The 23,552-nt window shown below is 51.3% G+C and carries 21 protein-coding genes; 13 read left to right on the top strand and 8 right to left on the bottom strand.

The genetic code is table 11. The features are described 5' to 3' along the window. The first annotated feature begins 534 nt into the window (after positions 1–534). The 5 genes from L6J37_RS14730 to L6J37_RS14710 all read left to right on the top strand — a co-directional run bounded on the left by L6J37_RS14730 (position 535) and on the right by L6J37_RS14710 (position 5,706). Positions 535–1,329 (top strand): iron-containing redox enzyme family protein, encoded by a 795-nt coding sequence (locus L6J37_RS14730; protein ID WP_218386093.1) that lies wholly within the window; start codon positions 535–537, stop codon positions 1,327–1,329. Beyond that, positions 1,322–2,599, top strand: a complete 1,278-nt coding sequence (locus L6J37_RS14725; RefSeq protein ID WP_237795659.1) for a pyridoxal phosphate-dependent aminotransferase — start codon at positions 1,322–1,324, stop codon at positions 2,597–2,599. The genes L6J37_RS14730 and L6J37_RS14725 overlap by 8 nt, the downstream gene beginning before the upstream one ends. Positions 2,600–2,665: 66 nt before the next feature. After that, positions 2,666–4,408 carry an FAD/NAD(P)-binding protein gene (locus L6J37_RS14720; protein ID WP_237795656.1) on the top strand — a complete coding sequence of 581 codons (1,743 nt, stop codon included), beginning with the start codon at positions 2,666–2,668 and terminating at the stop codon, positions 4,406–4,408. A gap of 24 nt (positions 4,409–4,432) precedes the next feature. Continuing rightward, positions 4,433–4,957 carry a cupin domain-containing protein gene (locus L6J37_RS14715; protein WP_218386087.1) on the top strand — a complete coding sequence of 175 codons (525 nt, stop codon included), beginning with the start codon at positions 4,433–4,435 and terminating at the stop codon, positions 4,955–4,957. Beyond that, the gene (locus L6J37_RS14710; RefSeq protein WP_237795654.1) at positions 4,957–5,706 is read left to right on the top strand and encodes a sulfite exporter TauE/SafE family protein; all 750 of its coding nucleotides are present in this window, start codon (positions 4,957–4,959) and stop codon (positions 5,704–5,706) included. The genes L6J37_RS14715 and L6J37_RS14710 overlap by 1 nt, the downstream gene beginning before the upstream one ends. Before the next feature lie 292 nt (positions 5,707–5,998). Here L6J37_RS14710 and L6J37_RS14705 read toward each other — a convergent pair whose 3' ends face one another. The 7 genes from L6J37_RS14705 to L6J37_RS14675 form a co-directional block, all read right to left on the bottom strand. After that, entirely contained in the window at positions 5,999–7,975 is a 1,977-nt protein-coding gene (locus L6J37_RS14705) for a BCCT family transporter (RefSeq protein WP_237795652.1), read from the bottom strand. Between the two features lie 393 nt (positions 7,976–8,368). After that, positions 8,369–8,980, bottom strand: a complete 612-nt coding sequence (locus L6J37_RS14700; protein WP_237795650.1) for a DUF1190 family protein — start codon at positions 8,978–8,980, stop codon at positions 8,369–8,371. Between the two features lie 11 nt (positions 8,981–8,991). Continuing rightward, the gene (locus L6J37_RS14695; RefSeq protein WP_192017707.1) at positions 8,992–9,408 is read right to left on the bottom strand and encodes a DUF350 domain-containing protein; all 417 of its coding nucleotides are present in this window, start codon (positions 9,406–9,408) and stop codon (positions 8,992–8,994) included. A gap of 43 nt (positions 9,409–9,451) precedes the next feature. Next, positions 9,452–10,087: a YjfK family protein gene (locus L6J37_RS14690; protein WP_237795648.1), complete on the bottom strand. Its 636-nt coding sequence runs from the start codon at positions 10,085–10,087 to the stop codon at positions 9,452–9,454. Positions 10,088–10,104: 17 nt separating this feature from the next. Beyond that, positions 10,105–11,133, bottom strand: coding sequence for a potassium channel protein (locus L6J37_RS14685; RefSeq protein WP_237795647.1), 1,029 nt, complete (start codon positions 11,131–11,133; stop codon positions 10,105–10,107). Between the two features lie 68 nt (positions 11,134–11,201). Continuing rightward, the gene (locus tag L6J37_RS14680; RefSeq protein ID WP_218386079.1) at positions 11,202–11,888 is read right to left on the bottom strand and encodes a PspA/IM30 family protein; all 687 of its coding nucleotides are present in this window, start codon (positions 11,886–11,888) and stop codon (positions 11,202–11,204) included. Beyond that, a complete protein-coding gene (locus L6J37_RS14675) occupies positions 11,885–12,283 on the bottom strand; it encodes a DUF2170 family protein (protein ID WP_192017703.1) in 399 nt (132 codons plus the stop codon). Before L6J37_RS14675 ends, L6J37_RS14680 begins: the two co-directional genes overlap by 4 nt. A 368-nt stretch (positions 12,284–12,651) precedes the next feature. Between L6J37_RS14675 and L6J37_RS14670 the strand changes: the two genes are divergently transcribed. After that, the gene (locus tag L6J37_RS14670) at positions 12,652–13,644 is read left to right on the top strand and encodes a hypothetical protein (protein WP_192017702.1); all 993 of its coding nucleotides are present in this window, start codon (positions 12,652–12,654) and stop codon (positions 13,642–13,644) included. 14 nt (positions 13,645–13,658) lie between these two features. On the opposite strand, the gene L6J37_RS14665 is transcribed toward L6J37_RS14670, so the two are convergent. Further along, positions 13,659–14,558 (bottom strand): LysR substrate-binding domain-containing protein, encoded by a 900-nt coding sequence (locus L6J37_RS14665; RefSeq protein ID WP_237795646.1) that lies wholly within the window; start codon positions 14,556–14,558, stop codon positions 13,659–13,661. 91 nt (positions 14,559–14,649) lie between these two features. On the opposite strand from L6J37_RS14665, the gene L6J37_RS14660 reads away from it, so the two are divergent. The 7 genes from L6J37_RS14660 to L6J37_RS14630 all read left to right on the top strand — a co-directional run bounded on the left by L6J37_RS14660 (position 14,650) and on the right by L6J37_RS14630 (position 23,530). Further along, complete coding sequence (locus tag L6J37_RS14660) at positions 14,650–15,570, top strand: DMT family transporter (protein WP_192017700.1); 921 nt, start codon at positions 14,650–14,652, stop codon at positions 15,568–15,570. Between the two features lie 273 nt (positions 15,571–15,843). Beyond that, positions 15,844–18,516: a nitrate reductase gene (locus L6J37_RS14655; protein WP_237795645.1), complete on the top strand. Its 2,673-nt coding sequence runs from the start codon at positions 15,844–15,846 to the stop codon at positions 18,514–18,516. Continuing rightward, positions 18,513–19,364 (top strand): uroporphyrinogen-III C-methyltransferase, encoded by an 852-nt coding sequence (gene cobA, locus L6J37_RS14650; protein WP_237795644.1) that lies wholly within the window; start codon positions 18,513–18,515, stop codon positions 19,362–19,364. Before L6J37_RS14655 ends, cobA begins: the two co-directional genes overlap by 4 nt. Positions 19,365–19,442: 78 nt before the next feature. Then, positions 19,443–20,057: an ANTAR domain-containing response regulator gene (locus tag L6J37_RS14645; protein ID WP_192017697.1), complete on the top strand. Its 615-nt coding sequence runs from the start codon at positions 19,443–19,445 to the stop codon at positions 20,055–20,057. Positions 20,058–20,352: 295 nt separating this feature from the next. After that, positions 20,353–21,696: a CmpA/NrtA family ABC transporter substrate-binding protein gene (locus L6J37_RS14640; protein WP_442957014.1), complete on the top strand. Its 1,344-nt coding sequence runs from the start codon at positions 20,353–20,355 to the stop codon at positions 21,694–21,696. A gap of 12 nt (positions 21,697–21,708) precedes the next feature. Next, positions 21,709–22,680 carry an ABC transporter permease gene (locus L6J37_RS14635; protein ID WP_237795642.1) on the top strand — a complete coding sequence of 324 codons (972 nt, stop codon included), beginning with the start codon at positions 21,709–21,711 and terminating at the stop codon, positions 22,678–22,680. 25 nt (positions 22,681–22,705) lie between these two features. After that, the gene (locus tag L6J37_RS14630) at positions 22,706–23,530 is read left to right on the top strand and encodes an ABC transporter ATP-binding protein (protein WP_192017694.1); all 825 of its coding nucleotides are present in this window, start codon (positions 22,706–22,708) and stop codon (positions 23,528–23,530) included. The last annotated feature ends 22 nt before the right edge of the window (positions 23,531–23,552 follow it).

Raw genomic sequence — 23,552 nt, 5'->3', positions numbered from 1 at the left:
ATCATTTTAGGTATACCAACCGTAGTAAGTAACAATTCAACGATCATTGATATGCGGGATGTCTTTGATTAACCAAGAGGCAAGACCTGGGTTGAAATCGCAAGCCAAAGTGCAAAGGTTAGAAAAGCCAGTATTCAGATGCCGAAACTGAAGATCCAGCTCGGGTACTGCTTATGTGTTATATGACTCGGTCACTACATCGCTAGACTGCCGGGCAGATCGTGCAGCGTTAATCAAAAACTCAACGAACGGTGTCTTCCTGTTCTGTTACTTCTTCTTCATCCCATCTTAAGTGCCCTGCACTGGCTGACTCAGTGAGTAAAGGTGTCTCACGTTGTCGTTATTGTTTAAAAGCGCAATTTTGGCGTCGTGATCTGCTGTTTTATTGACCGATAGGAAATGTGACTAATATCAAACCAGGTGACTATGCATTTAGTGTATTGTGCAATTGTTATCATTTCTGCATTATTTTGTTAACAAGATGAGGGGCTCATAAAAATCAGGCCCGATAATTTGTGGAATCAAGGAGCAAAAATGTCAAACGAAAATCATCTGCACACTGGCAAGCTGGATAGTTTTTTAACGGATCTGGAAAACCATTCAATCTTTGAAAACAGTTACTTCAGGCATCTGGCAAAGCACCCATGGACACCTGCCAGTTATGAATTGTTCCGAGCAAACTTTTTTTACCGAACTGAGCTGACCGTTAAAGGTATTGCACAGGTCTGTGCCCGTTCTGCGGCGATGAATGACATGGATACCCTGATTTTATTTTCGTACATCCTGGGCGAAGAAACCGGGATGGGGAATAAAGCCCATTGCCATGAAATTTTCATGGAAAATGCTCTGAATCTTTTTGGCGCAGCAGAGTATGAACTTGCGTCCCTGAAAGTACAGGATGCGAAAAATAGTCCATTTATTATTCCTGAAACCCTGGCATACCGAGAGCGCATACAGGCATTGTTGACAGACAGTTATCCACGCATGTTGGGGGTCGTTATGGCGCTGGAAACGCATGCAGATAGAATGCTGACCGCGTTCAGAGAAGCATTCCGTTTGAGCAGAGCACATCTTGAAGAAGATCAATACAAGAATGAAGTTGAAGTGTATTTCAATGCTCATGTGGACAACGGAGTTGAAGAAAGACATGCAGAAGATGCGAGAAACTGTGTGATTAACAACTGCCATTCTCAAAGCGATCTCAATGAGATTATCTACGGGGCAACAGAAATGTTTAAAGCTCAACAGGCTATGTGGTTGGCCATGTATCGTCAGGCAGCAGAGCTAGACGCGTTTCCTATCGCTCAGGGGGAAAATACCTATGCTTAAGAGTGTTTTTTCTGCTACTGCGATGAAGTTGCGAGAGTCTGTCACACATGGGACTAAAGCAAAAATTACGGCTTTGAATGCCAGTGCACCAGAAGGTGAGGAAGTGATCGATCTCAGTATAGGGACGCTGGATGATCTGGCTGACGATCGTATCAATGAAGCTGTGATACGCTTCATCCAGACACAGCCACGTACGATTCATGAGTTTGCACCTGTCACTGGGTTTGGTTTTCTGCGGCAATCAATCAGTGAACGTATTTTCCGCCTCAGAGGTGTTAAATATGCTCCTGAGAATGAAATCATGGTGACTCCAGGAGGGATTAAAGGGGCCATCACTGTGGTTTTTCATACATTGCTAAACCCGGGAGATGAGGTGATAGTTCCTCTGCCTAACTGGCCGCATTACGCTGATATGATTGAGCTGCATGGAGGGGTGATGAAAGGCATTCTGGTCAGGGATTTTTATGACAACCCCCTCACACCGGAAGATCTGGACCAGGCAATCTCAGATCGCACCAAAATGGTTATTCTTGGCGATTGTCTGAACCCCTCCGGCAAAATTTACCGACATGAGGACCTGTCGACGTTATCTGAAGTGATCGCACGGCATAACCTGCATCGTCAGCAAAATAATCAGCCTCCAATTCAAGTACTGTTTGATTGCCCTTATGAATCACACATTCTTAACGGCCCGGCCACGATTTCTAATGTCACTGTGACTTTTGAAAACGGTGTTGAATATGCGATGAGAGACTGCACCACTTTTGTCACCGGACCAGGTAAAACATACGGGATGCATGGCGATCGTGTCGGTTATATCTGCAGTACGGCGGAAAAACTGGTAATGATGGCTAGAGTACAGGTCAACCTGAACTCGTTTGCAGCAACCTATGCTCAAGTCGCTACACATGCCGCAATGCAGGAATGTATGGATGAAGTTGCCAAAGCCAGAGCGATTAATTCCCGATTAAATCTTGAAGGTTTTGTAGAAAAATTGAATGCGATACCGCAAGTCCGTGTGCCGATTCCTGAAGGAGGATTTTTCATCTTTGCTGATTTTTCTGGTTACGGGGAAAAAATAGCAACGCTGGGATATGGCAGCGCTCAGGAATTTATTTTGGATCGTGCGCGGGTTGCTTCTATAGGTGGCCTTCATTTTGCTGAAGGAGTACCTGAGTTAAAGCACTTTATCCGCTTGAATGCGGGACGTTCTGAATCCACGTTGCGTCAAGCCGCTGAGCGCATCAGGAATGCATTGTTAAGCCTGTAGATTCAGGTTGGATTTCCCCCGAAAGCAAGCGAATCTGCTCCCGGGGGATGATTCAAGAGGGAGATTATGTCTGAAGCAAATCTAGCAAGGTTGTGTATCGTAGGGACCGGTTTTTCCGGAACGGCTGCATTCTTTCATTTGGTTAATGCCTTGATCGATAACAAGCATCGTATTACGTCTGTGGAAATCATCACTATTGAAGAGCGCCCGGTGAATGGTCCTGGTTATCCCTATGCGCCGTATGAATTGTTACCCAGCCATCTTTGTAATAACCAGGCCCGGATGATGTCGCTTGCCGGGAATGATTTTTATGACTGGCTGAGTGAAAACCGGCTCCGTCTGGCTTCTGAGTTTCCGGCTCTTATCCGGGAAACGCATCCGGCAGTGTTGTTAAGTAAGTGGGAACCTGATCCTGATGCCTTTTATCCAAGAGCACTCTTTGGTGTGTATCTTGAGGAGCGCTTCAAAGCCACAGTGCTTAAAGCGCGTCGCCATGGCATAAAAGTCACATCATTGAACGGATACCGCGCGGTCGACGGATACAGGCTTTCGGGCAAGTTTAGCGTGGTCATTGAACGTTCCGATGGCAGTGGCAAAGAAGTACTGTCTCGAATAGATAAGCTGCTGCTTTCTACTGGTCACTGGGTGCCTGAAGATACTGATTGGGCAATGATATCAGATACGTTTCTCAACAGTCCGTATCCTTATGCGAAACTCCGGACCAGTCTGACGTCATGGTCTGAAAGCGTTCGAGGCAAAACACTGACATGTTTTGTGAAAGGGATGGGGCCGAGTGGGATTGATGCCATAATGTCACTCGCGGAGTCAGGGCAGTTTCATTACTCCGACAGCGCTCATGTGACTGCTTACACGCCGGCATCTGACGAAGCATCTGTAACTATTGTGGCTGGTAGTCGATGTGGATTTTTTCCTGCTGTGCGGGGGGAATCAGTTGATTATCAGTTTCAGTACCTTACGGAAGATTCGTTCAGTGAGCTTGAACGGATTCTCGGCAGAAAGTTGGGTCTGACTGATATTTTATCCATGATCGATTGTGAACTGAGAGATGCCACATCCGGTAAGATCGGTTGGCAGGATATTATAGAACCAAAGTTCAAAAGTGCTTACGAAAAACTCAGGTTTGATGTGATGTGCCCGCATGAAAATAACCTGATTCATACGATTCTTCTTAAGGCTCGCAGAATGAAGTTCTATCGTCATCTGAATGAGTTTGAAAAAGAAATCTACGACAAAGAGCTTGATACCCACTTTATTCGAATTGCTGTACCTATTCCTCAGTCGAATGCAGAAAAGCTTATCGCTTTATTTGAATCCGGAAAGTTGGAGTCAGTAAAAATGGGCTATCAGGCGTCTGCTAACCCTGCCATTCATGACAACCACTACAAATTAACGTTTATTGAAGATGATCATGACGTTTCAAGGCAAGTCGATACTGTGATTCGTGCATCCGGGCAAGACTTTCGTCTCTCACTGCATCCGTCAAGACTTGTCGCTGCGTTAGCAGAGCGTGAAGAATTGCTTGCCAACATGGAAGGTCATTATTCCACTGGGGGGATCATGCTCGACAGTGATGAGTCTTATGGTGTGATGTGCCGTGATCCGGAAACGGGAAAGATTATCCTTTCCCCCTTTATTGCGTCTTATGGGGTGCTGACTCGATATTGGCAGAACGAAAGGAACTTTTCAGCAGCGTTTGTTGAAGCGGCGATGTGGTTGTCAGAGGAATGGTCTGTATTTTGTACTGGTCAATCGGCACTTGTGGTTGCTGAATCAGCAAGCCAAAAATAAATATAGGAAAATGGAATTATGGAAATGAAAGAGTTTTACTATCAGGACGAGATACGCGTTAGCCTGTTTAATCTGGATCATGAAGCGGTACCTTATCACTTTCATCAGACGGTTTCAGATATGATTTTCTGCTCAGCAGGGATGATCCGTATTGAACTGCCTGAACTGGGAAAGCTATTTACGGTTCCTAAAGGGAAAGCATTTCAGATACCGTCACAAGTTAAGCACAGGTTTGCCAATGGTGCTCCTGAAGGCGAAAAAAGCCGGTATGTGCTCGTACAGCTTGGCAACTTTGATATTGAATTCGTGAAAGACACACAGGAAATGCAGGCTTTATTATTCGATACGCTGCTACAAAGTGCTGATAATACGCAGGTTTACATTGAGGATCGTAAGCAAGACATCCTTGGATTGGCTCGCCGCTTTGCGCAGAACAGACCTGAGGAGCTTACCGAGGAGGAAAACAGTGATGTGATCGAGGCACTGGAATATTTTGCCAGGTATGGGGTTGAATCGGTATATCCATTGATGCCAGAAGAGATCGCTTGATGGGGTATGACACAACAACGATCGTTACCATCATGCTGGTATTTACGCTTGCTGGCATGATTAAAGGAGTGGTGGGCCTCGGCCTGCCCCCTGTGGTTTTGGGTTTGCTGACCACTGTCATTGGCATTCATTCTGCCATGTCGATGGTCGCATTACCTGCATTTTTGACCAATATCTATCAGGCTGTTACCGGTAAGCACGCCCGGTCACTTAGCCGCGAACACTGGCTGTTTTTCATGTCCGCCACGGTTTCAGTGGGTGTCGGTTGCTGGCTGGCACTGATGGTTGATACCGCCTATATGTCTTTTTGTTTAGGTGTTTTGTTGAGCTTGTACGCTGTAACCGGCTTATTCAATGTGCGTCTGTCTGTGCGGGCTAAGTGGCAAAATGCTTTTGGTCTGGCAATGGGAACCTGTAATGGCATATTTACCGGCCTCACGGGTTCTTCTGCTGTGCCCGGGGTGTTCTACCTGCAGTCAGCAGGGTTACCCAAAGAAAAATTGGTTCAGGCAATGGGTATCTTATTCACCTTTTCCTCTGCCGGGCTGATGCTGGGTTTGTTTTTGCAAAATATACTGACATTTGCTGCCAGCGGCCTTTCTTTATTGGCTTTACTACCAGCGTTCATCGGAATGGCAATGGGCGGAAGGATACGTCAACGCTTATCTGTCATTGTTTTCCAGCGCATATTTTTTTCCTCACTGCTTCTTTTAGGTGTCTACATCATTATTAGTCAACTTAAGCTCTGACGGCGTATTTTGTGTACCGCTTATCGAGATTCACGCATCTTAATCTGAGCTTTCTGCTTTCTGCAATCGCATGGTTAGCCGAAAGCAATACACACTAATGAAAAAGTGGAAAAGGATTTTTTGTTAAGACTGGTCGATAGACTTTGGTGGTACTGAATTAAGAAAAATATTTGTTTGGCGAAGAAAAAGTAAGAAGATCCTGACCACGTTATTATCAAGTGACATCCCATATAAAAAAGCCAGCACCGTGTTGCGATGCTGGCTTTTTCAGTATTTTCAGAAAGCTGAAACCTTATGACAGGGCTGGCTCTTCCTGAATGTTTTCCGACGTTGCCAGATGCAGGAAGTGCATGTGGCGTTCGTACTGGGTTAACGCATCAGCAATGATCTGTTCCTGGTTGTAACCCATCACATCATATTGCTGGCCGCCCTGTAGCAGGAAGACTTCTGCACGGTAGTAATTGTCATACGATTCGTTAGCATAGGTCGGCAGTGCGAAGTGGCGCAGGCGAATGCCATAGGCAAAATCTTCCACATCTTCTTTTTCAACCACTAACCGGACACGAGATTCATCTAAAACCTGAAGCTTGACAGCCAGACCTTGAAGTTTCATTTCTTCGACCAGGCTTTTCAAAGCCGGTATGGCCGTTGAGGTCATGAAATTCTCAGCTTCATCCTGCTTCGGATGGTTCACCATGGCCGAAATGCGGGACTTCCAGCTCACACTGGCCTGAGTGTACTGCACGCTGGTGTTGTGTGTCTGGATACTGTTTTGCAGCATGTAGTCATTGCGCAGTGCTTTGAACAGGCAGTAACAGAACAGCAGCATCAGAATCATGATAGGGAAGGCACTGGCAATGGTCATGGTTTGCAGGGCAGACAGACCACCGGCAGCCAGCAGCGCAGCGGCCACCACACCTTCAATCACGGCCCAGAAGATACGCTGCCAGACCGGTGGCTCAGCCGCACCGCCTGAGGTCAGGGTATCGATAACCAGCGAGCCTGAGTCGGAGGAACTCACAAAGAAAGTGATCACCAGTGCTACACCTATGACTGACAGTACCGTCGACATAGGCATGTGCTCGAAGAACTTAAACAGGGCAACGGGCACATTTTCACTCACCGCCTGACTCAGATAAGTTGCACCGTGATTCATGATGGCATCGATCGCTGTGTTACCAAAGGCGGTGAACCACAGGAAACCGAACAGCGATGGGATCAGCAGTACGCCCACCAGGAATTCGCGGATTGTACGGCCACGTGAAATACGGGCGATGAACATACCCACAAACGGTGACCAGGACACCCACCAGCCCCAGTACAGTAAGGTCCAGCCACCGATCCAGTCTTCCTTCGGCTCGTATGCATAGAGATTGAAGGTTTTATTGACTATATCGCTCAGGTAGGCCCCGGTGTTCTGCACAAAAGACTTCATGATCAGAGCGGTTGGACCCGCAATGATGACAACGGCCAGCAGCAGAACGGCCAGGAACATATTGATGTTCGACAGACGCTTGATACCGCCGTCCAGGCCCATGACAACGGAGACGGTGGCAATCAGGGTGATGGCGGCAATCAGGAGCACCTGGACTGTGGTGTTCTGTGGCATATCAAACAGATAGTTGAAACCTGCGTTGACCTGCACCACACCAAAGCCTAAAGAGGTAGCCACACCAAACAGCGTACCGATCACGGCAAAAATGTCGATCACATGACCGATAGGGCCATAGATTTTGTCGCCAAGGATAGGGTACAGGGCAGAGCGTGGCAGCAGTGGCAGTTTATGGCGGTACGCAAAGTAGGCCATCGCCAGTGCCACCAGCGCGTAGATCCCCCAGGCATGCAGTCCCCAGTGGAAAAAAGTAATCTTCATGGCTTCACGTGCCGCTTCTACCGATTGCGGATCACCGACCGGGGGAGATGTGAAGTGCATGACTGGCTCTGCGACGCCAAAGAACATCAGGCCAATGCCCATGCCAGCGGAAAACAGCATCGCCAGCCAGGAGCTGTAGCTGTAATCAGGCTCGGAGTGATCGGGCCCAAGTTTGATATCACCCAGGCGGCTGAACATGACCAGAATGAGGAAAATCAAAAAGATGGCTACAGCCAGGATGTAGATCCAGCTAGCCTGTGTGATGATCCAGCCTTGAATGTTTTTAAAATAGGATTCCATGGCTTGCGGCCACATCACACCTATAAAAGAGAGCGCGGCAATGAAAATTGCCGAGGTAAAAAATACCGGTTTATTTAAATCTGACTTAATTTCCATAAATCCTTCAAATCTTACGGTTGCTATGTCCGATTAGGGGAGCGCCATGATAGTGGCAGAGGCCTTAGTGAAAATTGATGTAGATCAATTTAACGGACAGTGAAATAGGCCATGTTGGACGCAAAATACTGCGTCCAGACCTCATGTAAAGCAGGTATTTCAGATTTTCTGCTTATGAAAAACGTGAGGATATTATCAATATTTTGCTTAGTGTTCAAAGTGTGATCTTGGTCTGTTTTTGCGTTTATGCTCTAAGTGTTAATATATGTTGTTGTTTATTAATAGAAATATATCAGTTTGGGGTGGCTGATAAAAATTCGTGGACGATTGTTTTGAGCTGTAAGTTTTAATGAAAAGAGCGCCTGTCGGCGCTCTGGATCAAGTCGGAACCTATTATCCCCCCCAGCTCCGGCTGGAAGAGCTGCCCCAACTGGATTTTGCTGCAGCACTGGAGCCAAAGCCGCCGCGCGAGATGGTGCGGCTGACGGTAGGCTTAGGTTTCATCTGATCCGGGCCGACTTTGATCTTTGACTTTTTATAGCGGTATGAACCGTAGTCGTAGCCGTCGGAAGTGGTCCAGCGGCCGTAATAACGGCTGCCCGGATAGTAGGAGCTGAACATTGGCTGGCTGTAGTAACCGCGGTTACTGTCCAGCAATCGGGCAAACATAAAGCCGGCCATTGCAGGCATGAACCAGTTGTTTTCCGTTGATTTCATGCAAGAGTTCGTTCCGAACTCAGTGGTACACTCTTGCAAGTTTTTGTATTTCGGTGCCGTGCGCTCAGCTTCCTTGAGTGCATTCTGATAGGCCGCTTCACACTGTTCGGAATAGCCCGGGTTGTCATCTTTACAGTCATTGACCGTATGGTAGATCACGGCATCTTCCTGCGGATCGCTGCAACCTGTCAGCAATCCCGCTGTAATGGCAGCGGTAACAGGCGCAATGGCAAAGGGACGCCATTGTTTTCGCATGCCGGAAAGATTGACGTCTTTAGTCCGTTTCATGACAGTCCCCCTTAATAGGTCATGCAGGCCGCATTGAGCAGGCCAACTGACACTGAGGTGGCAGCCATCAGCAGGCCGGCAGGAATTTCTCCCGCTTCAATGCGCTCGGCAATACGGGGCATGAAACCAACCCGGACAATCACATAGGCAAGCATCTGCGCCAGTAATGCCACGACACCCCAGATAGCAAAGTCAATGAAGTTCACTGAGTTGCTGGCAGCACCAGAAATCGCCAGTGCGTAACCCAGAATTGAACCGGCAAGGGTAATGGCTGCTGCGGTGTTTTTTTCTTCTTTGACCAGTTTCCATTCGTCATAAGGAGTAATGCGGACAAAGATGACTTTGAACAGCATTAAGAACACGATAGAGATAGCAAAATAAGCGACAAATGAGCCTAGCCCGGCGAGTGATTGTGTCAAAAGATCCATGGAAATCCCTGAAATTATAAATGTTTAGTGGTTATTATCTGACTCAGCCAATAAGTTTAAAATCTGTCGGGCTGAGGTCAAATCCTGTGCTCAACACCAGGCTGCGTTCAGCTCTGTTGTTGAATATTTTCTCTTCTGCAGACACCAGAAGCACTTCTTTCATCCCGGCTTCTGCGTCCCGCTCGTATACCATGACAAACTGATCGGTGGAGCTGGCCGTCCCGTTCTGCAGCCAGGTTTTTTCTGTCATAGCAACAGGGCGACTGTTTTCCCACACTTGTTGATAAGTGAAGTCTTCCAGTTGCCACTGGCCTTTGACTATCCCTTTGTCCAGTAAATGCTGCCATTCACTGTCTGTATCGACAGGTTTGCTGTCATAGAAGTAAAACAGTTTTACCTCGCTGACATCAGCATCACCAGCACCGTGGGTCAGCACCTGAACAAAGCCTTCGTCATCGGTGTAATAGCGTACCAGGCGTGTTTGTTCGTCCAGCCAGACTTCCCCGACAGCCTGAATGAGCTGGGTACGCGCAGCCCCTTCAATCATCAGAGACGGTTCGGTAAGACGCAGTTTCAAATCATCCAGCTCAAAGGCACCGCCTAAACGAAGACCGATGAGCTCGGGGGCTGCCGGCTCAGTGGTTGCGGCTTGCTTGCGTTTTTTTAACCAGTCGAACATAGCTACTCCTTGCCGGTTTAAGACGGCCAGTTGAAATCATTGACACGTTCATCGGCGATATAGAACAGGTTGGCACCGGGTAATACGGCCAGATCCAGCGGCGGATTCAATTCCACACCCTGCCCGCGATCAATGGCTATCAGAGTGGCCTCGTGTTCTTCTTTGAACAGGGTAAACAGTCGGCTGATTTGCGTCGGGGAAGCGGTCTCAGGAAAGCGTACCGCATACTGTGTCATGCCGTGATGGGTACTCAGCAGTTCATGGTGCAGTTCGCTGGAACCCGGATCGACAGCGGCCTTGGCCAGCATTTCCACTGCCACGGACGGAATACATTCGGCTTTGGGGCAATGGGATTTCAGCAAGTCGCTCAGTCCTTCATCCGTGAAGTAGGCGAGCAAATGCGCATCGGGATTGCGGCTTGAACAATACAGTGCCGCCGCCAGCGTCACATCGTCTTGCTCGTTATCTATGATGATACAGCTCGCTGTGCTGACACCGGCTTTGTCCATGTCAGCGCTGTCGGTAAAGCTGACAACACGTACAAAATCAATCTCACCCGGCAACGGGTTTTCCATTTCAGGGCGCACGCACAGCACAATGTGGCGACGCTGTCGTTCTTCGTGCTGCAGCATTTTAATCAGGTGCAAGGTTCGCTGGTTATTCCAGCCGAGTACCAGAATATGGTTCTCCACGTTAATTCTCCGTTTTCCGAGCAAGCCACTTTTCCAATAGCTAATAAATTGCGTAGCCAGGCGGCCAATCCCGATGGCGAACAGACCCAAACCGCCCGGAATGACGAACAGGGCGACCACCCACTTTCCGGCTTGAGTTGCCGGGGAATAATCACCGTAGCCGACGGTAGAAGCCGTCACGACAAGATAGTAGAAAAAGTGAGTTAATGAGTGTGTAAGCGCCTGCTCACCCGCAAGTTCAAGAAGTAGCCAGGATAAGCCGACATAGCACAGCAGCGTAATGAGCAGATTTCGGCCATTGAGTTGATTGAATTGTTGATGGGCCCAACGGCGGACCAACAACCAGATAGACATGCATTTCTCCTCAATCCTAAGGGCTGAGCAGCCACAGCAATGACCTCAGCCCCCGGAGTTACCGCTTATTATCGACCAAGAATGCGTGCCAGTTCATCTTCGGCAGAGGCTGTGCCCCCGCTCTTGATTCCGGCGTCGGCCAGTTTCTTGTCCAGCGCACTGCCTGATTGTTCGGCTGCCATTTCCGCAGAAGCTTCCAGCTGAGCGGCTTTTTCTGCCTGACGCTGCTTGAGACGCTCCAGCGACGAAGCTGCGGTATGCATTTTGGCATTAGCGCCAACATGACCGGATGACACCGCAGACTGCGCTTTTTGCACCGCTTCATTGGCTTTTACAACATCCACTTGTTGCTCTAGCTGACGAAGTTTATCTTTGGCCTGGGCGATGTTGGTTCTCAGTGTCTGCTCGGATTGAGTGAACTGATCCAGATACGTCTGTTCCGCTTGCTGTTCATTGCGCAGGTTGGCGACTTTCTGTGCACATTCCAGCGCTAAGTCCTGCTGGCCTTTTTCCATCGCGTTACGGGCATAGGCTTCGTATTCGGTGATCCCCAGATTAAAGCTTTCCACTTTTTGCTGAGACAGTTTACGTTTGGCTACTATGCCAACCAGTGCCTCATCAGAGCGGCGCAGTTCCGCTTTGGCTTCACGGATTTCCTGATCGAGAATACGCAGCGCCTGGCTGTCTGCGACGGCTTCTGCGGCTTCGTTGGCACCGCCTTTCATTGCGGTGAAGAGTTTTTTCCAGACACTCATGCCGTTTGCTCCTTGAGGAAGTCCTGGTACAAATCAATAAAGGCTTCAACATTACGGAAAAGCGTGGCGACTTCAATCACAACGCTTTCTGCTTTTGACTGGGAAGACAGTGAACCAAAGGCAACGTAATAGTCATTGCCGTTGATCGCGTTGATACCTATGGTCGACAGCGGGAACATTTTATGTGTACGCAGTATTTCACGGTTCAGTGCATCGGTGTCTTTCACCTGTCCGGCGTCAAATAATAAGACTTCAACCAGAATCTGCTCACCTGAAACCGCCAGAAAAGCTTCAATGTTGTCTTCATTATGGATCAGTAACGCCTGACCCTGTACGTCGACCTCCCAACCGTCATGGTCAGACAGCAGGGGAGCCAGATCGGAGAGTTGCCACATAGTCAGCATCCTTAGATTTAGAAAAAATACATCTGTTATACAGTCGCACAAAAGCATTCGACTGTTGCCACCTGATGAAGTTCCTGACTGGTGATGATACAGGACAGGAACATAAAGGTGCCGTTGAGTGCTCTAATATAGGTTAAATGAGCGACTGAGTATGCCCTTCTGCTCATAATTGAATGCGGGTTTTGCCTTTTATCGTGTGATTTTGTGATACGTACCTGAAGAAACAAGGTGTTATTTATTCCGGCGAATCTATCGCGGCACTGGTTCAGCGAGCGTAACGGTCAGAGCCGCAAATAATAGTACCCGCATGAAGGCTATACTTAGCACAATCTCCTGGTGCTGATTGCTGAGTTGTCGCCATGACCAAAAAAAATCTGTTGTTAAGGTTCATACTGCCGCTGTTGCTCGCTATGATCCTGGGTGCTGTTGTACTTAATATTTACACCCATAACACCCGCCCGGCTGAGTTGCACCTTTCCGGCATTGAACTGGCGCCGTTTTCGGGCGAAAAGTCGGTGTTCCTTTTGCCCGAACTGATCATCATGAGTCAGAAAGAGTATAACGCCCTGATTGCTGAGCGAGAGGCGTCGACTGAACAAGATCCCATGTCTGGTGAGTGCCAGCGCTGGTCAGCCATCATGCCTCCCTGGTTATTATGCGGCGATCCCGGTTACCTTCAGCATACGGATCAGATGAAGCAGTTTGCCTCTCCCTCTCAGTTGGTGGTTGAAGGGCTGCTACAGGCGAATACGCGCCAGAATGCGCTGTACATATACCATATCAAACGTGATCCGGACGCCAAAGGCAGTTTGCTGTCACGGCTGGATATTTATATCCATGATGACGGTGAGCAGCATTACTACCGCTACGACGAGCAGGGAAAGTTATCCAACCTGCCTTTGAGTGATTTACCCCAACCTGTGGCTTATATAGAAGATGAGGTGAATGCCGGGTTGCAGCCCACACTGCGTTTCAGCTTTACCAACAGCGGAGCAAGGGAGGCGACCCTGAATACTGTGCGCAGTGAGCGGGTATTTGTTGTCACGTCCCCGGCCCAGACGGGTTATCCCGGCGAGCATGTACCGCCAAGGCTCACGGTTCCCGCACAAGGGATGAGCCTGGGGCCGGAGAATGATGAGACTGTGATTCTGGCCGAGCCTGTCGTACTTCAGCATCAGCAGGACAAAGCGCTGGAAATCCCCCTCAACATTTTAGATCTCGGTCAGGGGGATTCTCCCGGCTATGTACTGGTGCGCTTTTATCTGGATTATTTCGATGGCGCCGAAAATCAGTCAATGCTGTTAGGCAACTTCCTGTTCTCAGATTACCTGCTGCTGGCGGAAGAAGAGTAATCAGTGCCAGTGTTTTATGCACTGGCCAGCCGGAATTCATGATGCAGCCAGGCCCGCAGCGTCAATACGCTTTCCTGAACAAGCTTCTCTTTCTGGCAGACAAAATAGTAGGACTGGTATGGATTGCGCACCGACGGGCCGATTTCTGTCAGCAGTCCCTGCCTGATTTCATCTCTGACAAACAGGCGATGAGTGACCAAAATACCCAATCCCCTCAGCGTTGCCTGCACCGCCTGGATCGAAGCGGTAAAGCAAAGGTTGTGGCGCTGTGCCGGCACCGGCAGCTGATTGGCCTGACACCAGATTTGCCAGTCGTTCTCACGCCTTGGGTTGGTGACAAAAATGGGGTGATGGGCCGACAGCATGGCGTCTGCGCTGAGAGCACTGCCGGTATCGATGAGTGACGGCGCGCAAACCAGGATCAATTGGTCGTCACCGAGTTTTTCGTAATGATAGCCTTGCCAGTCATCCGAACGGCCGTGGATCAAAGCAACGTCTACCCCCTCTTTGTCGAGATCAAACACATGGGTCAGGGTAGAAATACGAATATCAATCTGAGGCGCCAGAGCCTGAAAATCGGGCACTCTGGGAATCCACCAGTGCAGCGCCAGCGAGTTCACCATGTTCAGTGTCAGCCGGTGCGGGTTCTGCTGCTGCAAGGCTTCACCGGCTGACACTATCTGTTCGAGTGCCGGAGCCACCTGGCGGTAATATTTGCGGCCATTTCGGTTCAGCTCCACCCGGCGGCCCACCCGCTGGAACAACGGCAGGCCAAGCTGGTTTTCCAGTGACTTTATCGCCTGGCTGATAGCCGAATGGCTGACATGCAGGACTTCAGCGGCGTCAGTCATGCTGCCCGTTTCTGCCACTGCTACAAAAGCATAGAGTGATTTCAGTGCTACGAGTTTTCTCATCTGTAAGTTTTTCTAACAGTTTTGGTTAATATTATTCGCTTTTTTATCATTTGTAACCTCGTTAGACTCCTCACCAGCTAAGGAGTACTTAATGACAACAGATTTGCGCCCTCTTTTTTTCATGCTGGCTTCCACCTTCAGTCTGTCGGTAAACGGTTTGGTGTCCAAATTGTTAAGTGATCAGATCAGCATAGAAATGCTCAGTTTTCTGCGATTCTCAATACCAGCCGTGTTACTGATGTGGCTGATGTCGCTGACTCAGTGGGCCGTACCCGACAGCAAAAAGCTCTGGCAGTCACTGGGGATCCGGGCCTTTTGCGTTGCTGCCGCTCAGCTGTGTTTCCTCTTTTCACTGAGCCATTTGAGTCTGGTGGAAACTGTGGTGCTGTTCAGTACCGGTCCGCTGTTTATTCCTGTGTTAGAAAAACTGTTATTTCACACCCGGATTCCTCCGATGACAGTCATGAATCTGATGATCACCTTTTTAGGGGTGGTGTTAATGGCAGGTAATGCCGGCGGTTATGCCCTGCGGCCGGAGTTGATCATCGGGGTAGCGGCGGGGGTGTTCAATGCCGGATCCCAGGTCAGCCTGTACCGGGTGAGTAAAGGGAGCATGTCGGCCTTTGGCTTGAATGCCTGGTGCTTTACGCTCGCCAGTCTGATGTTGCTGCCTTTGGTACTCCTTACCCACAGTACTGACAGGCTGGCAGCCAGCTGGCAGCAGTTAACCGATCTGCAATCGCTGCTGTTACCGTCGCTATTGTTGCTGGCCGTCTGCATCGTCAATACCCAGGTCTTTCGGGTCAAAGCCTACCGCCTGGTGGAATCCGGCTCCAGCCTGGCGCCGCTCATTCTGACCAATCTGCTGTTTGCTTTCATCTGGCAGATCAGCTTCTTTGAGCAGACTTTGGTGTGGAACAAAGTGGTGGGTGTCAGCCTGATTGTACTGGCGACCCTGTTCAACACGTTCGGCCCGGTGTGGTTCAGGCAGCGGCAGGCGCGGCTTGGCTAAGGGGCTCCCCAACTCAGTGCAGCTGTGCACTAAGATTGGCTGTCTTAACCTGCGCGACATCATGTGGTGGTGGTGTTATCAGCGGTAATCATCTGAAATAAAACAACTTTGGCTGTTTGATGAAAACTGGCACACAAGATGCAATACAACCAAGGTACACGACATTCAACACTTGATACTTTGGTTTTAGGCATTGCAGCCACGTCCTCTCCCGGGGGCGTGGCTTTTTTTATGCCTGAAACCGGCGCTAAGCGGGACGCGAAGGAGAAGAATATGAGCAACACAGCCGGTCAGGTTGCAGGATGTAAGCAAGGTGAAGCAGTGAAATCTGCCTGTCCCTATTGTGGTGTAGGCTGTGGTGTGGCGGTGAAAGGCAAGTTTCAGCCCGGCAGCCTGACCAAGCAGCCTGAAATAGTTGGTGATGTCTCTCACCCTGCCAATCATGGGGCGCTCTGCGTCAAAGGATCTGCGCTGAAAGAAAGCCTGAACATACCCAATCGCCTGCTGTATCCGCGCCTGGGGGACAAGGAAGTCAGCTGGTCTGCTGCCACCGGCGCTATCGCACAGAAGCTGAAGGAGACGGTTGCCAAATACGGCCCGGACAGTGTGGCTATGTATGTCTCCGGTCAGTTGCTGACAGAAGATTACTATGTCGCCAACAAGCTGATGAAAGGCTTTATTGGTACAGCCAATATCGACACCAATTCACGGCTCTGTATGTCCTCGGCGGTAGCGGCGCATAACCGGGCATTCGGTGAAGATCTGGTACCGGTTCATTATGACGATATCGCAAAAGCGGATCTTATCGTCATCGTCGGTGCCAATACCGCCTGGACGCACCCGGTACTGTTTCGCCGTATTCAGCAGGCCCGTGAAGCAAACCCGGATCTGCGTTTGGTCGTGATCGACCCCAGGCGCACGACAACGGCGGAGCAGGCCGATCTCCATCTGCCGATTGCGAACGACGGCGATGTGCTGTTGTTTAACGGCCTGTTGCGTTATTTGTCTGATCATCATGCGCTGGATGACGATTTTATCGCGAGGCATTGTGAGGGCTTTGCGTCGCTGAAAGCTGAAATCAGCCGTGACCTTTACAGTCTGGCTTGCTGCGCTGAGACGCTGGGACTGAGCCGGGAGCAGCTCAACGATTTTTACGCGATGTTCAAAGATTCCCCGCATACCCTGACCCTGTTTTGTCAGGGTATTAACCAGTCGGCCAACGGCACCGACAAAGCCAACGCGATTATTAACTGCCATCTGGCCACCGGGCGAATCGGTAAACCGGGGGCCGGACCATTCTCGCTGACCGGGCAACCCAACGCCATGGGCGGCCGTGAAGTCGGCGGGCTGGCAAATCAGCTGGCGGTTCACAGAGGCTTTGATCCGCAATCTGTCTCAGCAGTCGGCGATTTTTGGCAGGCGCCGAATATGGCTACTCAACCCGGGCTTAAAGCGGTTGAGCTGTTTGAGGCTATCCATCAGGGCAAGATCAAGTTTGTCTGGGTTATTGCGACCAACCCTGTGGTGTCTATGCCTGACAGCTGCAAAGTGGCGGAAGCCTTGGCGCGATGTGAGTGCGTGGTTGTGTCTGATATTTCACCGGAAGCGGACACGGCGGCATTTGCCGATGTGCTGCTGCCGGCGGCCGGCTGGGGCGAGAAAGACGGCATGGTGACAAACTCTGAAAGAATGATCTCCCGTCAGCGGGCGTTTTTGCCTCCTCCCGGAGAGGCCAAAGCCGACTGGTGGGCTATCTGTGAAGTGGCTAAAGAAATGGGCTTCAGCGGGTTTGATTTTGCCACTGTGGCGGATGTGTATCGCGAATACGCGGCCTTGAGCCGCATTAACCAAAATTCACCTTATCTGTTTGATATTTCAAAGTTAGCGTCAATGACAGATGCCGAATATGCCAACTGGCAGCCGCAGCGCTGGCCGCTGGGCAGAGAGTCACACCTGTTCAGTGACGGGGTCTTTCCGACTGCCAGCGGCCGCGCCAATCTGATCACTGCTCATCATAACGAAAAAGAGGTCCAGCCCGGTGTCTGGTGGCTCAATACCGGACGCCAGCGCGACCAATGGCACACCATGACGCGCACCGGGCACATAGCCAGGCTGGCTGAAAGCGAAACGGAGCCGACTGTGTATATTCATCCGCTCTCGGCCAGTAAATATCAGCTCAGCGAAGGACAGCTGGTGTCACTGGGTTATGACGGCAACAGCATGCTGGCCAAGCTGGCGGTCGATGATGGCCTGTCGTCAAACCAGCTCTACATGTCGATGCACTGGGCAGGGGTATTTGGTTTTGCCAGCCGGGTCAATCAGATGGTTGCGCCTGAGGTTGATCCCGTGTCGGGCCAGCCTGCCTTTAAATCGGCTGCTGTGACGCTGTCACCGGCCCGGGCAGCCAGTTACGGGATCTGGATGGGCGCGCTGCCACCGCCGTTTGAGACAGATTTCCTCAGTTTCCAGACCGGAGAAACGATCAATATCTGGCGCTTTGCCTGCCGCACGCCGCTGTCTAAATCCCATCTGTATGGCATTACTCCGCAGGCATTGGTGATGGACGGTACAGGTAACGGCGACTGGACGGCTCTGATGACAGCCGACAGCCGGTTAACCGCCATGTGCCTAGTGAGCGAGCAGCCACTCCGGCCTGATCCCCAGCCCTATACCGGCTTGTTTGATAAGGCGTTTTCGGTCAGTGCTTTTCTGGCACTGGCGATGCAGGGACAGGCACCCTCAAAACTGGTGTGCAGCTGCTTCAGGGTAACGGACAGACAGATTGTACAAGCCATTGAGCGCAATGGGCTGACCAGTCTGGCGGGATTGCAGGCGCAACTGAAATGCGGCTCTAACTGCGGGTCTTGCCTTGGCGAAGTAAAGGCGCTGCTCAGACAGACGCAAGTGAACACGGAAGAAGCAGTGACGGAAGGAGAACAGGTATGAGTACAGTAAAACCAATGATATCGACACACAGCGCAGCGTCAGTAACCCGGCTCCAGTCAGTGCCGCGTCGCCCTTCCGTCAGTCTGGTGGGAGCGGGGCCGGGCGATCCTGAACTGCTGACCTTAAAAGCCCTCAAAGCCATCCAGCAGGCAGAAGTGCTGGTGTATGACCGCCTGGTCAGCGATGCCATTCTGGCGATGGCGAACCCGGATGCTGAGCGTATCTATGTGGGTAAGCGTTGCGGCCAGCCCAGCATGAAGCAGGAAGCCATTAATCAGGTACTGATAGAGCAGGCCAGACAAGGCCGCTATGTGGTGCGCCTGAAAGGTGGCGACCCGCTGATCTTCGGCCGAGGCGGGGAAGAAGGGCTGGCGCTGGCGGCAGAGGCAATCCCGTTTGATTTCGTGCCCGGCATTACCGCTGCCATTGGCTGCGCGGCATCCACCTCTATCCCGCTGACGCACAGAGAAATGTCCCGTTCAGTCACTCTGGTCACCGGCCATGTGGTGTCCGGCGCGTTACCTGCCTGGGCGCAGTTAATCGGCGCGGGGCAAACCATAGTCTTTTATATGGGGCTTGAGCAGGCCAGAGAGATCCAAAGCGGCCTGACACTGGGTGGCCTGAGCAAGGACACCCCGCTGGCTGTGGTCATTAAAGGCTGCACACCGGATGAGAAAGTTCATGTGTCGTCATTGGGCAAGCTCACCAAACTGGGGCAGGAGTTAAAAGGACAGTCACCGGCATTACTCATTATCGGCGATGTTGTTGAACTGCGTGCAACCCTGAATCAAGCACTTAACTGCAACGATGCCGCTGAGACTAACCCTAAAGAGGTATTTTACGGCTGATTTTGACTAAGTGGCTGATTGCTTGCTTCTTTATGTATGAATGCGTGTTGAACCATTGTGTACAAGGAAGACAGGCCAATGGCCAAGCCAGAAAAGTCAGATCGAAAGCAAGTCGCCAGCAACCATAAAGACATCAGTCAGATACTGGTTTGCAGCGATTGTACCCGGGAACAGGCAAAGCTGACCGGCGAACTGGCGGCCAGATATGACAATGTTATCGGTTGTCGCTTCAGCCAGCTTGCGGCACTGACGGCAGAGACGCAGGGCAGTGCACTGGTGATCAACTGGGCCAGAGCTGATGCCGAGCTGAGGATGCTGGTAGACCATGCAGACAGCCAACGGTGGCCGCTGGTGGTACTGCTCCGGCAGCTTGAGCATCAGGATATTGACCGGCTCCCTGCACCTAATGGCTATGTGCTTTTACCGGCAGACTCAGCAACGGCGCTGAGTGTATGGGTAGAAAGGGCATGCCAGGTCAGGGACAGCCAGAGTCAGATGGAAAATGCGCTGGCGACGCTGAATCGCCGCCTTGAGGACAGGCGGCTGGTGGAGCAGGCCAAAGGACTGCTGATGAAGCATCAGGGGCTGGATGAGGCAGAAGCTTATCGCCTGCTCCGTGAAGCCGCCATGCACAACAGCCAGAGTTTAGGCCAGATTGCGAAAAACCTGCTGCTGAGCCTGAACCGTTTATGACCCGGTAATACGCTAATGGATTCCCGCCTGCGCGGGAATGACGAGAGAGCGAGAGAATGCCGGTGGCATTAGCCTGTCATCCCCGCGTAGGCGGAGATCTACAGAGCAGAGACTGGTGAATTAAAAGTAAGGTGGTCTAGTCGGTATAAACCCGCGCTAACGTCACGCACCACTGAAAAAATTGATCAATACAGCAACGTCGCTGCTCCTTTCGGGGAGAGCGGCGTTTTTTGTTTTTAACGCTTTGTTTTTTATCTATGGAAGAGGTTTGGATATGGAATCGATCAATCGATGGATGATAGCCGGCATCGCAAGTGCCAGTCTGATATCGCTGTCGGCACAGGCCCAGGTAGGTCCGCCGGAAAAAGATGAATTGAAGTTCGGCTTTATCAAGCTGACCGATATGGCCCCGTTGGCCGTGGCGTATGAAAACTTCTTCTTCGAAGACGAAGGCCTGTACGTGTCACTGGAAGCTCAGGCCAACTGGAAAGTGCTGCTGGACAGAGTGATTGACGGCGAGCTGGATGGCGCCCACATGCTGGCCGGACAGCCGATTGGCGCCACCGTAGGTATAGGGACCAAAGCGGAAGTGATCACGGCTTTCAGCATGGATCTCAACGGTAATGCCATTACGGTTGCCAATAACGTCTGGGACGCGATCAAGCCGAACCTGGCGAAAACGGACAACGGCACCCCCCGGCACCCAATCAGTGCCAGCGTGCTTAAACCTGTGATTGCCTCGTATCAGGCGGAAGGTAAGGCGTTCAACATGGGCATGGTGTTTCCTGTTTCCACACACAACTATGAGCTGCGTTACTGGTTAGCTGCCGGGGGAATACATCCGGGGTATTACGACCCGGCCCACGGCGATAACAGCGGCCAGCGTCAGGCTGATGTGCTGCTGAGCGTTACTCCACCGCCGCAAATGCCCGCGACGCTGGAGGCCGCGACCATTCAGGGGTACAGCGTCGGCGAACCCTGGAATCAGCAGGCCGTATCCAAAGGTATAGGCGTGCCGGTGATTACCGATTACGACATCTGGCGTAACAACCCGGAGAAAGTGTTCGGGGTCAGCAAAGCCTGGGCCGATGCCTATCCCAATACCCATATTCGTGTGGTGAAAGCCCTGATCCGGGCTGCTCACTGGCTTGACGAAAAAAACAATGCCAACCGGCAAGAAGCGGTGGCCTTACTCGCCCGCAGCCAGTATGTGGGGGCAGATGCCAAGGTGATTGCCAACAGTATGACGGGCACCTTCGAATATGAAAAAGGCGATATCCGCCCGGCGCCGGATTTCAATGTGTTCTTCCGCTACCACGCCACCTATCCGTATTACAGTGATGCCGTCTGGACTCTGACCCAGATGCGTCGCTGGGGGCAGATCCCTGAAGCGAAATCTGATGACTGGTATATGTCGATCGCCAGACAAGTCTACCGCCCGGATATCTACCGTCAGGCCGCTGAAGCCTTAATCGAAGAAGGCAAGCTGACTGCGGCCGATTTTCCTGACTTTGATCAGGAAGACGGTTTCCGTCCTCCGCAGCAAGGTTTTATCGATCAGATCACTTTTGATGGCCAACAGCCCAATGCCTACCTCAACAAGTTCGCGATTGGTCTGAAAGGCGACGACACACTGTAAGGAGTACCGCTCATGGCATCGATTCTCACATTACCGGCTATCCCTAAACCGGCCAAGGTGATTTATTTCAGTCGCGGACTGGCTTTTCCAGCACTGGGACTGCTTGTCTTTCTGGTGATCTGGCATCTGGCGGCCAGTCAGGTCAATACCTCGCTGGGCACCTTACCTGGTCCCGCGCAGACCTGGCAGCAATTTAGCGGTCTGGTGGACGAACATCAGCGTGAACGCAGCCGCGAAGCCGCGTTCTACGAGCGTCAGGAAAAACGCAATGCGGCCACGCTGGCGCAAAATCCGCAGGCAGAGGTGAAAACCCGTGAGTACACAGGTAAACCGACTTTCTTTGATCAGATTGGCACCAGTTTGCTGACAGTGGCCGCCGGTTTCCTGCTGGCTTCTGCTTTAGCCATTCCTGCCGGGATCGTGCTGGGGCTGAACAAGAGCCTGTACGCGGCCTTTAACCCTGTGATTCAGCTGTTAAAACCGGTGTCGCCGCTGGCCTGGCTGCCCATCGTCACTATGGTGGTGAGTGCGCTCTATGTCAGTGACGATCCGCTGGTATCTAAGTCTTTTCTCAATTCACTGTTTACCGTTGCGATGTGCAGCCTGTGGCCGACCTTGATCAATACGGCTGTGGGCGTCACAGCGGTCGATAACGATCTGCTCAACGTCAGCCGGGTGCTCAAGCTGTCGCGCTGGCAGCATGTCAGAACCATAGTGCTGCCGTCTGCTGTGCCCATGATTTTCACCGGTCTGCGCTTGTCACTCGGTGTGGCATGGATGGTGCTGATCGCCGCTGAAATGCTGGCGCAAAACCCGGGGCTGGGCAAGTTCGTCTGGGATGAGTTTCAAAACGGCAGCTCAGCCTCACTGGGCAGAATCATGGTGGCCGTTGTGACCATAGGTTTTATTGGTTTGCTGCTCGACCGCGGCATGCTCAGCCTGCAACGACATTTTTCATGGAATAAACAGCTGAGCCTGCGCTGAGTCAGCTGAAGACAAGGAGAGAACCATGTCACGCGAATATTTATTGCTCAGTTATCTGGGAATGCGATTTCCGACGCCAAACGGCGAGTTTGTGGCGCTGAAAGACGTCAACTTCACCATCAATAAAGGAGAGTTCATTTCTCTGATTGGTCACTCAGGGTGTGGTAAATCCACTGTGCTCAATCTGGTTGCGGGCTTGCTCGATGCAACGGACGGCGGGGTGATCCTGGAAGGCCGTGAAATTGACGGTCCGGGCCCTGAGCGGGCTGTGGTGTTTCAGAACCATGCTTTGCTGCCCTGGCTGACGGTGTACCAGAACGTCGAACTGGCGGTGAAGCAGGCCTGCAAAGGCAAAGCGTCGGCCGCGATCCGTGATGAAGTGATGCATTACCTGCAACTGGTGCAGATGGATCACGCCCACGACAAGCGGCCGGATGAAATTTCCGGTGGGATGAAACAACGGGTCGGCATTGCCAGGGCGTTGGCTATGCAGCCTAAAGTGCTGCTGATGGACGAGCCCTTCGGCGCGCTGGATGCGCTGACGCGGGCGCATCTGCAGGATGCTTTGATGGCAATTCAGGCCGAGCTGAATAACACCGTCATTATGATCACCCATGACGTTGATGAAGCGGTGCTGCTGTCAGACCGCATCGTGATGATGAGCAACGGCCCGGCGGCGACGATCGGTGAGGTGCTGGATATCGATTTACCGCGGCCAAGGGATAGGGTCGCGCTGGCCGATGATCCGGTTTACCAGCGGCTGAGACAAAGCGTGCTGCGTTTCCTCTATGAGAAACAACGCAAAGTGGAGCCGATCCCGGACAAGAAAAGCAACAAGAAAGTGGCCTGATCGGGCGCAGCAGTGACATCGC

This window comes from Photobacterium sp. WH77 (assembly GCF_022014395.1).
In the GTDB taxonomy this organism is placed as follows: Bacteria; Pseudomonadota; Gammaproteobacteria; order Enterobacterales; family Vibrionaceae; genus Photobacterium; species Photobacterium arenosum.
This window is presented reverse-complemented; position numbering and strand designations above follow the sequence as displayed.

Bases quoted from the DNA above. Each gene is read 5' to 3' on its own strand.
- L6J37_RS14655 (WP_237795645.1), top strand. From the start codon at position 15,844: ATGAGCAACACAGCCGGTCAGGTTGCAGGATGTAAGCAAGGTGAAGCA.
- L6J37_RS14695 (WP_192017707.1), bottom strand. From the start codon at position 9,408: ATGGATCTTTTGACACAATCACTCGCCGGGCTAGGCTCATTTGTCGCT.
- L6J37_RS14725 (WP_237795659.1), top strand. From the start codon at position 1,322: ATGCTTAAGAGTGTTTTTTCTGCTACTGCGATGAAGTTGCGAGAGTCT.
- L6J37_RS14715 (WP_218386087.1), top strand. From the start codon at position 4,433: ATGAAAGAGTTTTACTATCAGGACGAGATACGCGTTAGCCTGTTTAAT.
- cobA (WP_237795644.1), top strand. From the start codon at position 18,513: ATGAGTACAGTAAAACCAATGATATCGACACACAGCGCAGCGTCAGTA.
- L6J37_RS14635 (WP_237795642.1), top strand. From the start codon at position 21,709: ATGGCATCGATTCTCACATTACCGGCTATCCCTAAACCGGCCAAGGTG.
- L6J37_RS14645 (WP_192017697.1), top strand. From the start codon at position 19,443: ATGGCCAAGCCAGAAAAGTCAGATCGAAAGCAAGTCGCCAGCAACCAT.
- L6J37_RS14720 (WP_237795656.1), top strand. From the start codon at position 2,666: ATGTCTGAAGCAAATCTAGCAAGGTTGTGTATCGTAGGGACCGGTTTT.
- L6J37_RS14700 (WP_237795650.1), bottom strand. From the start codon at position 8,980: ATGAAACGGACTAAAGACGTCAATCTTTCCGGCATGCGAAAACAATGG.
- L6J37_RS14705 (WP_237795652.1), bottom strand. From the start codon at position 7,975: ATGGAAATTAAGTCAGATTTAAATAAACCGGTATTTTTTACCTCGGCA.
- L6J37_RS14640 (WP_442957014.1), top strand. From the start codon at position 20,353: ATGATAGCCGGCATCGCAAGTGCCAGTCTGATATCGCTGTCGGCACAG.
- L6J37_RS14730 (WP_218386093.1), top strand. From the start codon at position 535: ATGTCAAACGAAAATCATCTGCACACTGGCAAGCTGGATAGTTTTTTA.
- L6J37_RS14690 (WP_237795648.1), bottom strand. From the start codon at position 10,087: ATGTTCGACTGGTTAAAAAAACGCAAGCAAGCCGCAACCACTGAGCCG.
- L6J37_RS14680 (WP_218386079.1), bottom strand. From the start codon at position 11,888: ATGAGTGTCTGGAAAAAACTCTTCACCGCAATGAAAGGCGGTGCCAAC.
- L6J37_RS14685 (WP_237795647.1), bottom strand. From the start codon at position 11,133: ATGTCTATCTGGTTGTTGGTCCGCCGTTGGGCCCATCAACAATTCAAT.
- L6J37_RS14665 (WP_237795646.1), bottom strand. From the start codon at position 14,558: ATGAGAAAACTCGTAGCACTGAAATCACTCTATGCTTTTGTAGCAGTG.
- L6J37_RS14630 (WP_192017694.1), top strand. From the start codon at position 22,706: ATGTCACGCGAATATTTATTGCTCAGTTATCTGGGAATGCGATTTCCG.
- L6J37_RS14710 (WP_237795654.1), top strand. From the start codon at position 4,957: ATGGGGTATGACACAACAACGATCGTTACCATCATGCTGGTATTTACG.
- L6J37_RS14675 (WP_192017703.1), bottom strand. From the start codon at position 12,283: ATGTGGCAACTCTCCGATCTGGCTCCCCTGCTGTCTGACCATGACGGT.
- L6J37_RS14670 (WP_192017702.1), top strand. From the start codon at position 12,652: ATGACCAAAAAAAATCTGTTGTTAAGGTTCATACTGCCGCTGTTGCTC.
- L6J37_RS14660 (WP_192017700.1), top strand. From the start codon at position 14,650: ATGACAACAGATTTGCGCCCTCTTTTTTTCATGCTGGCTTCCACCTTC.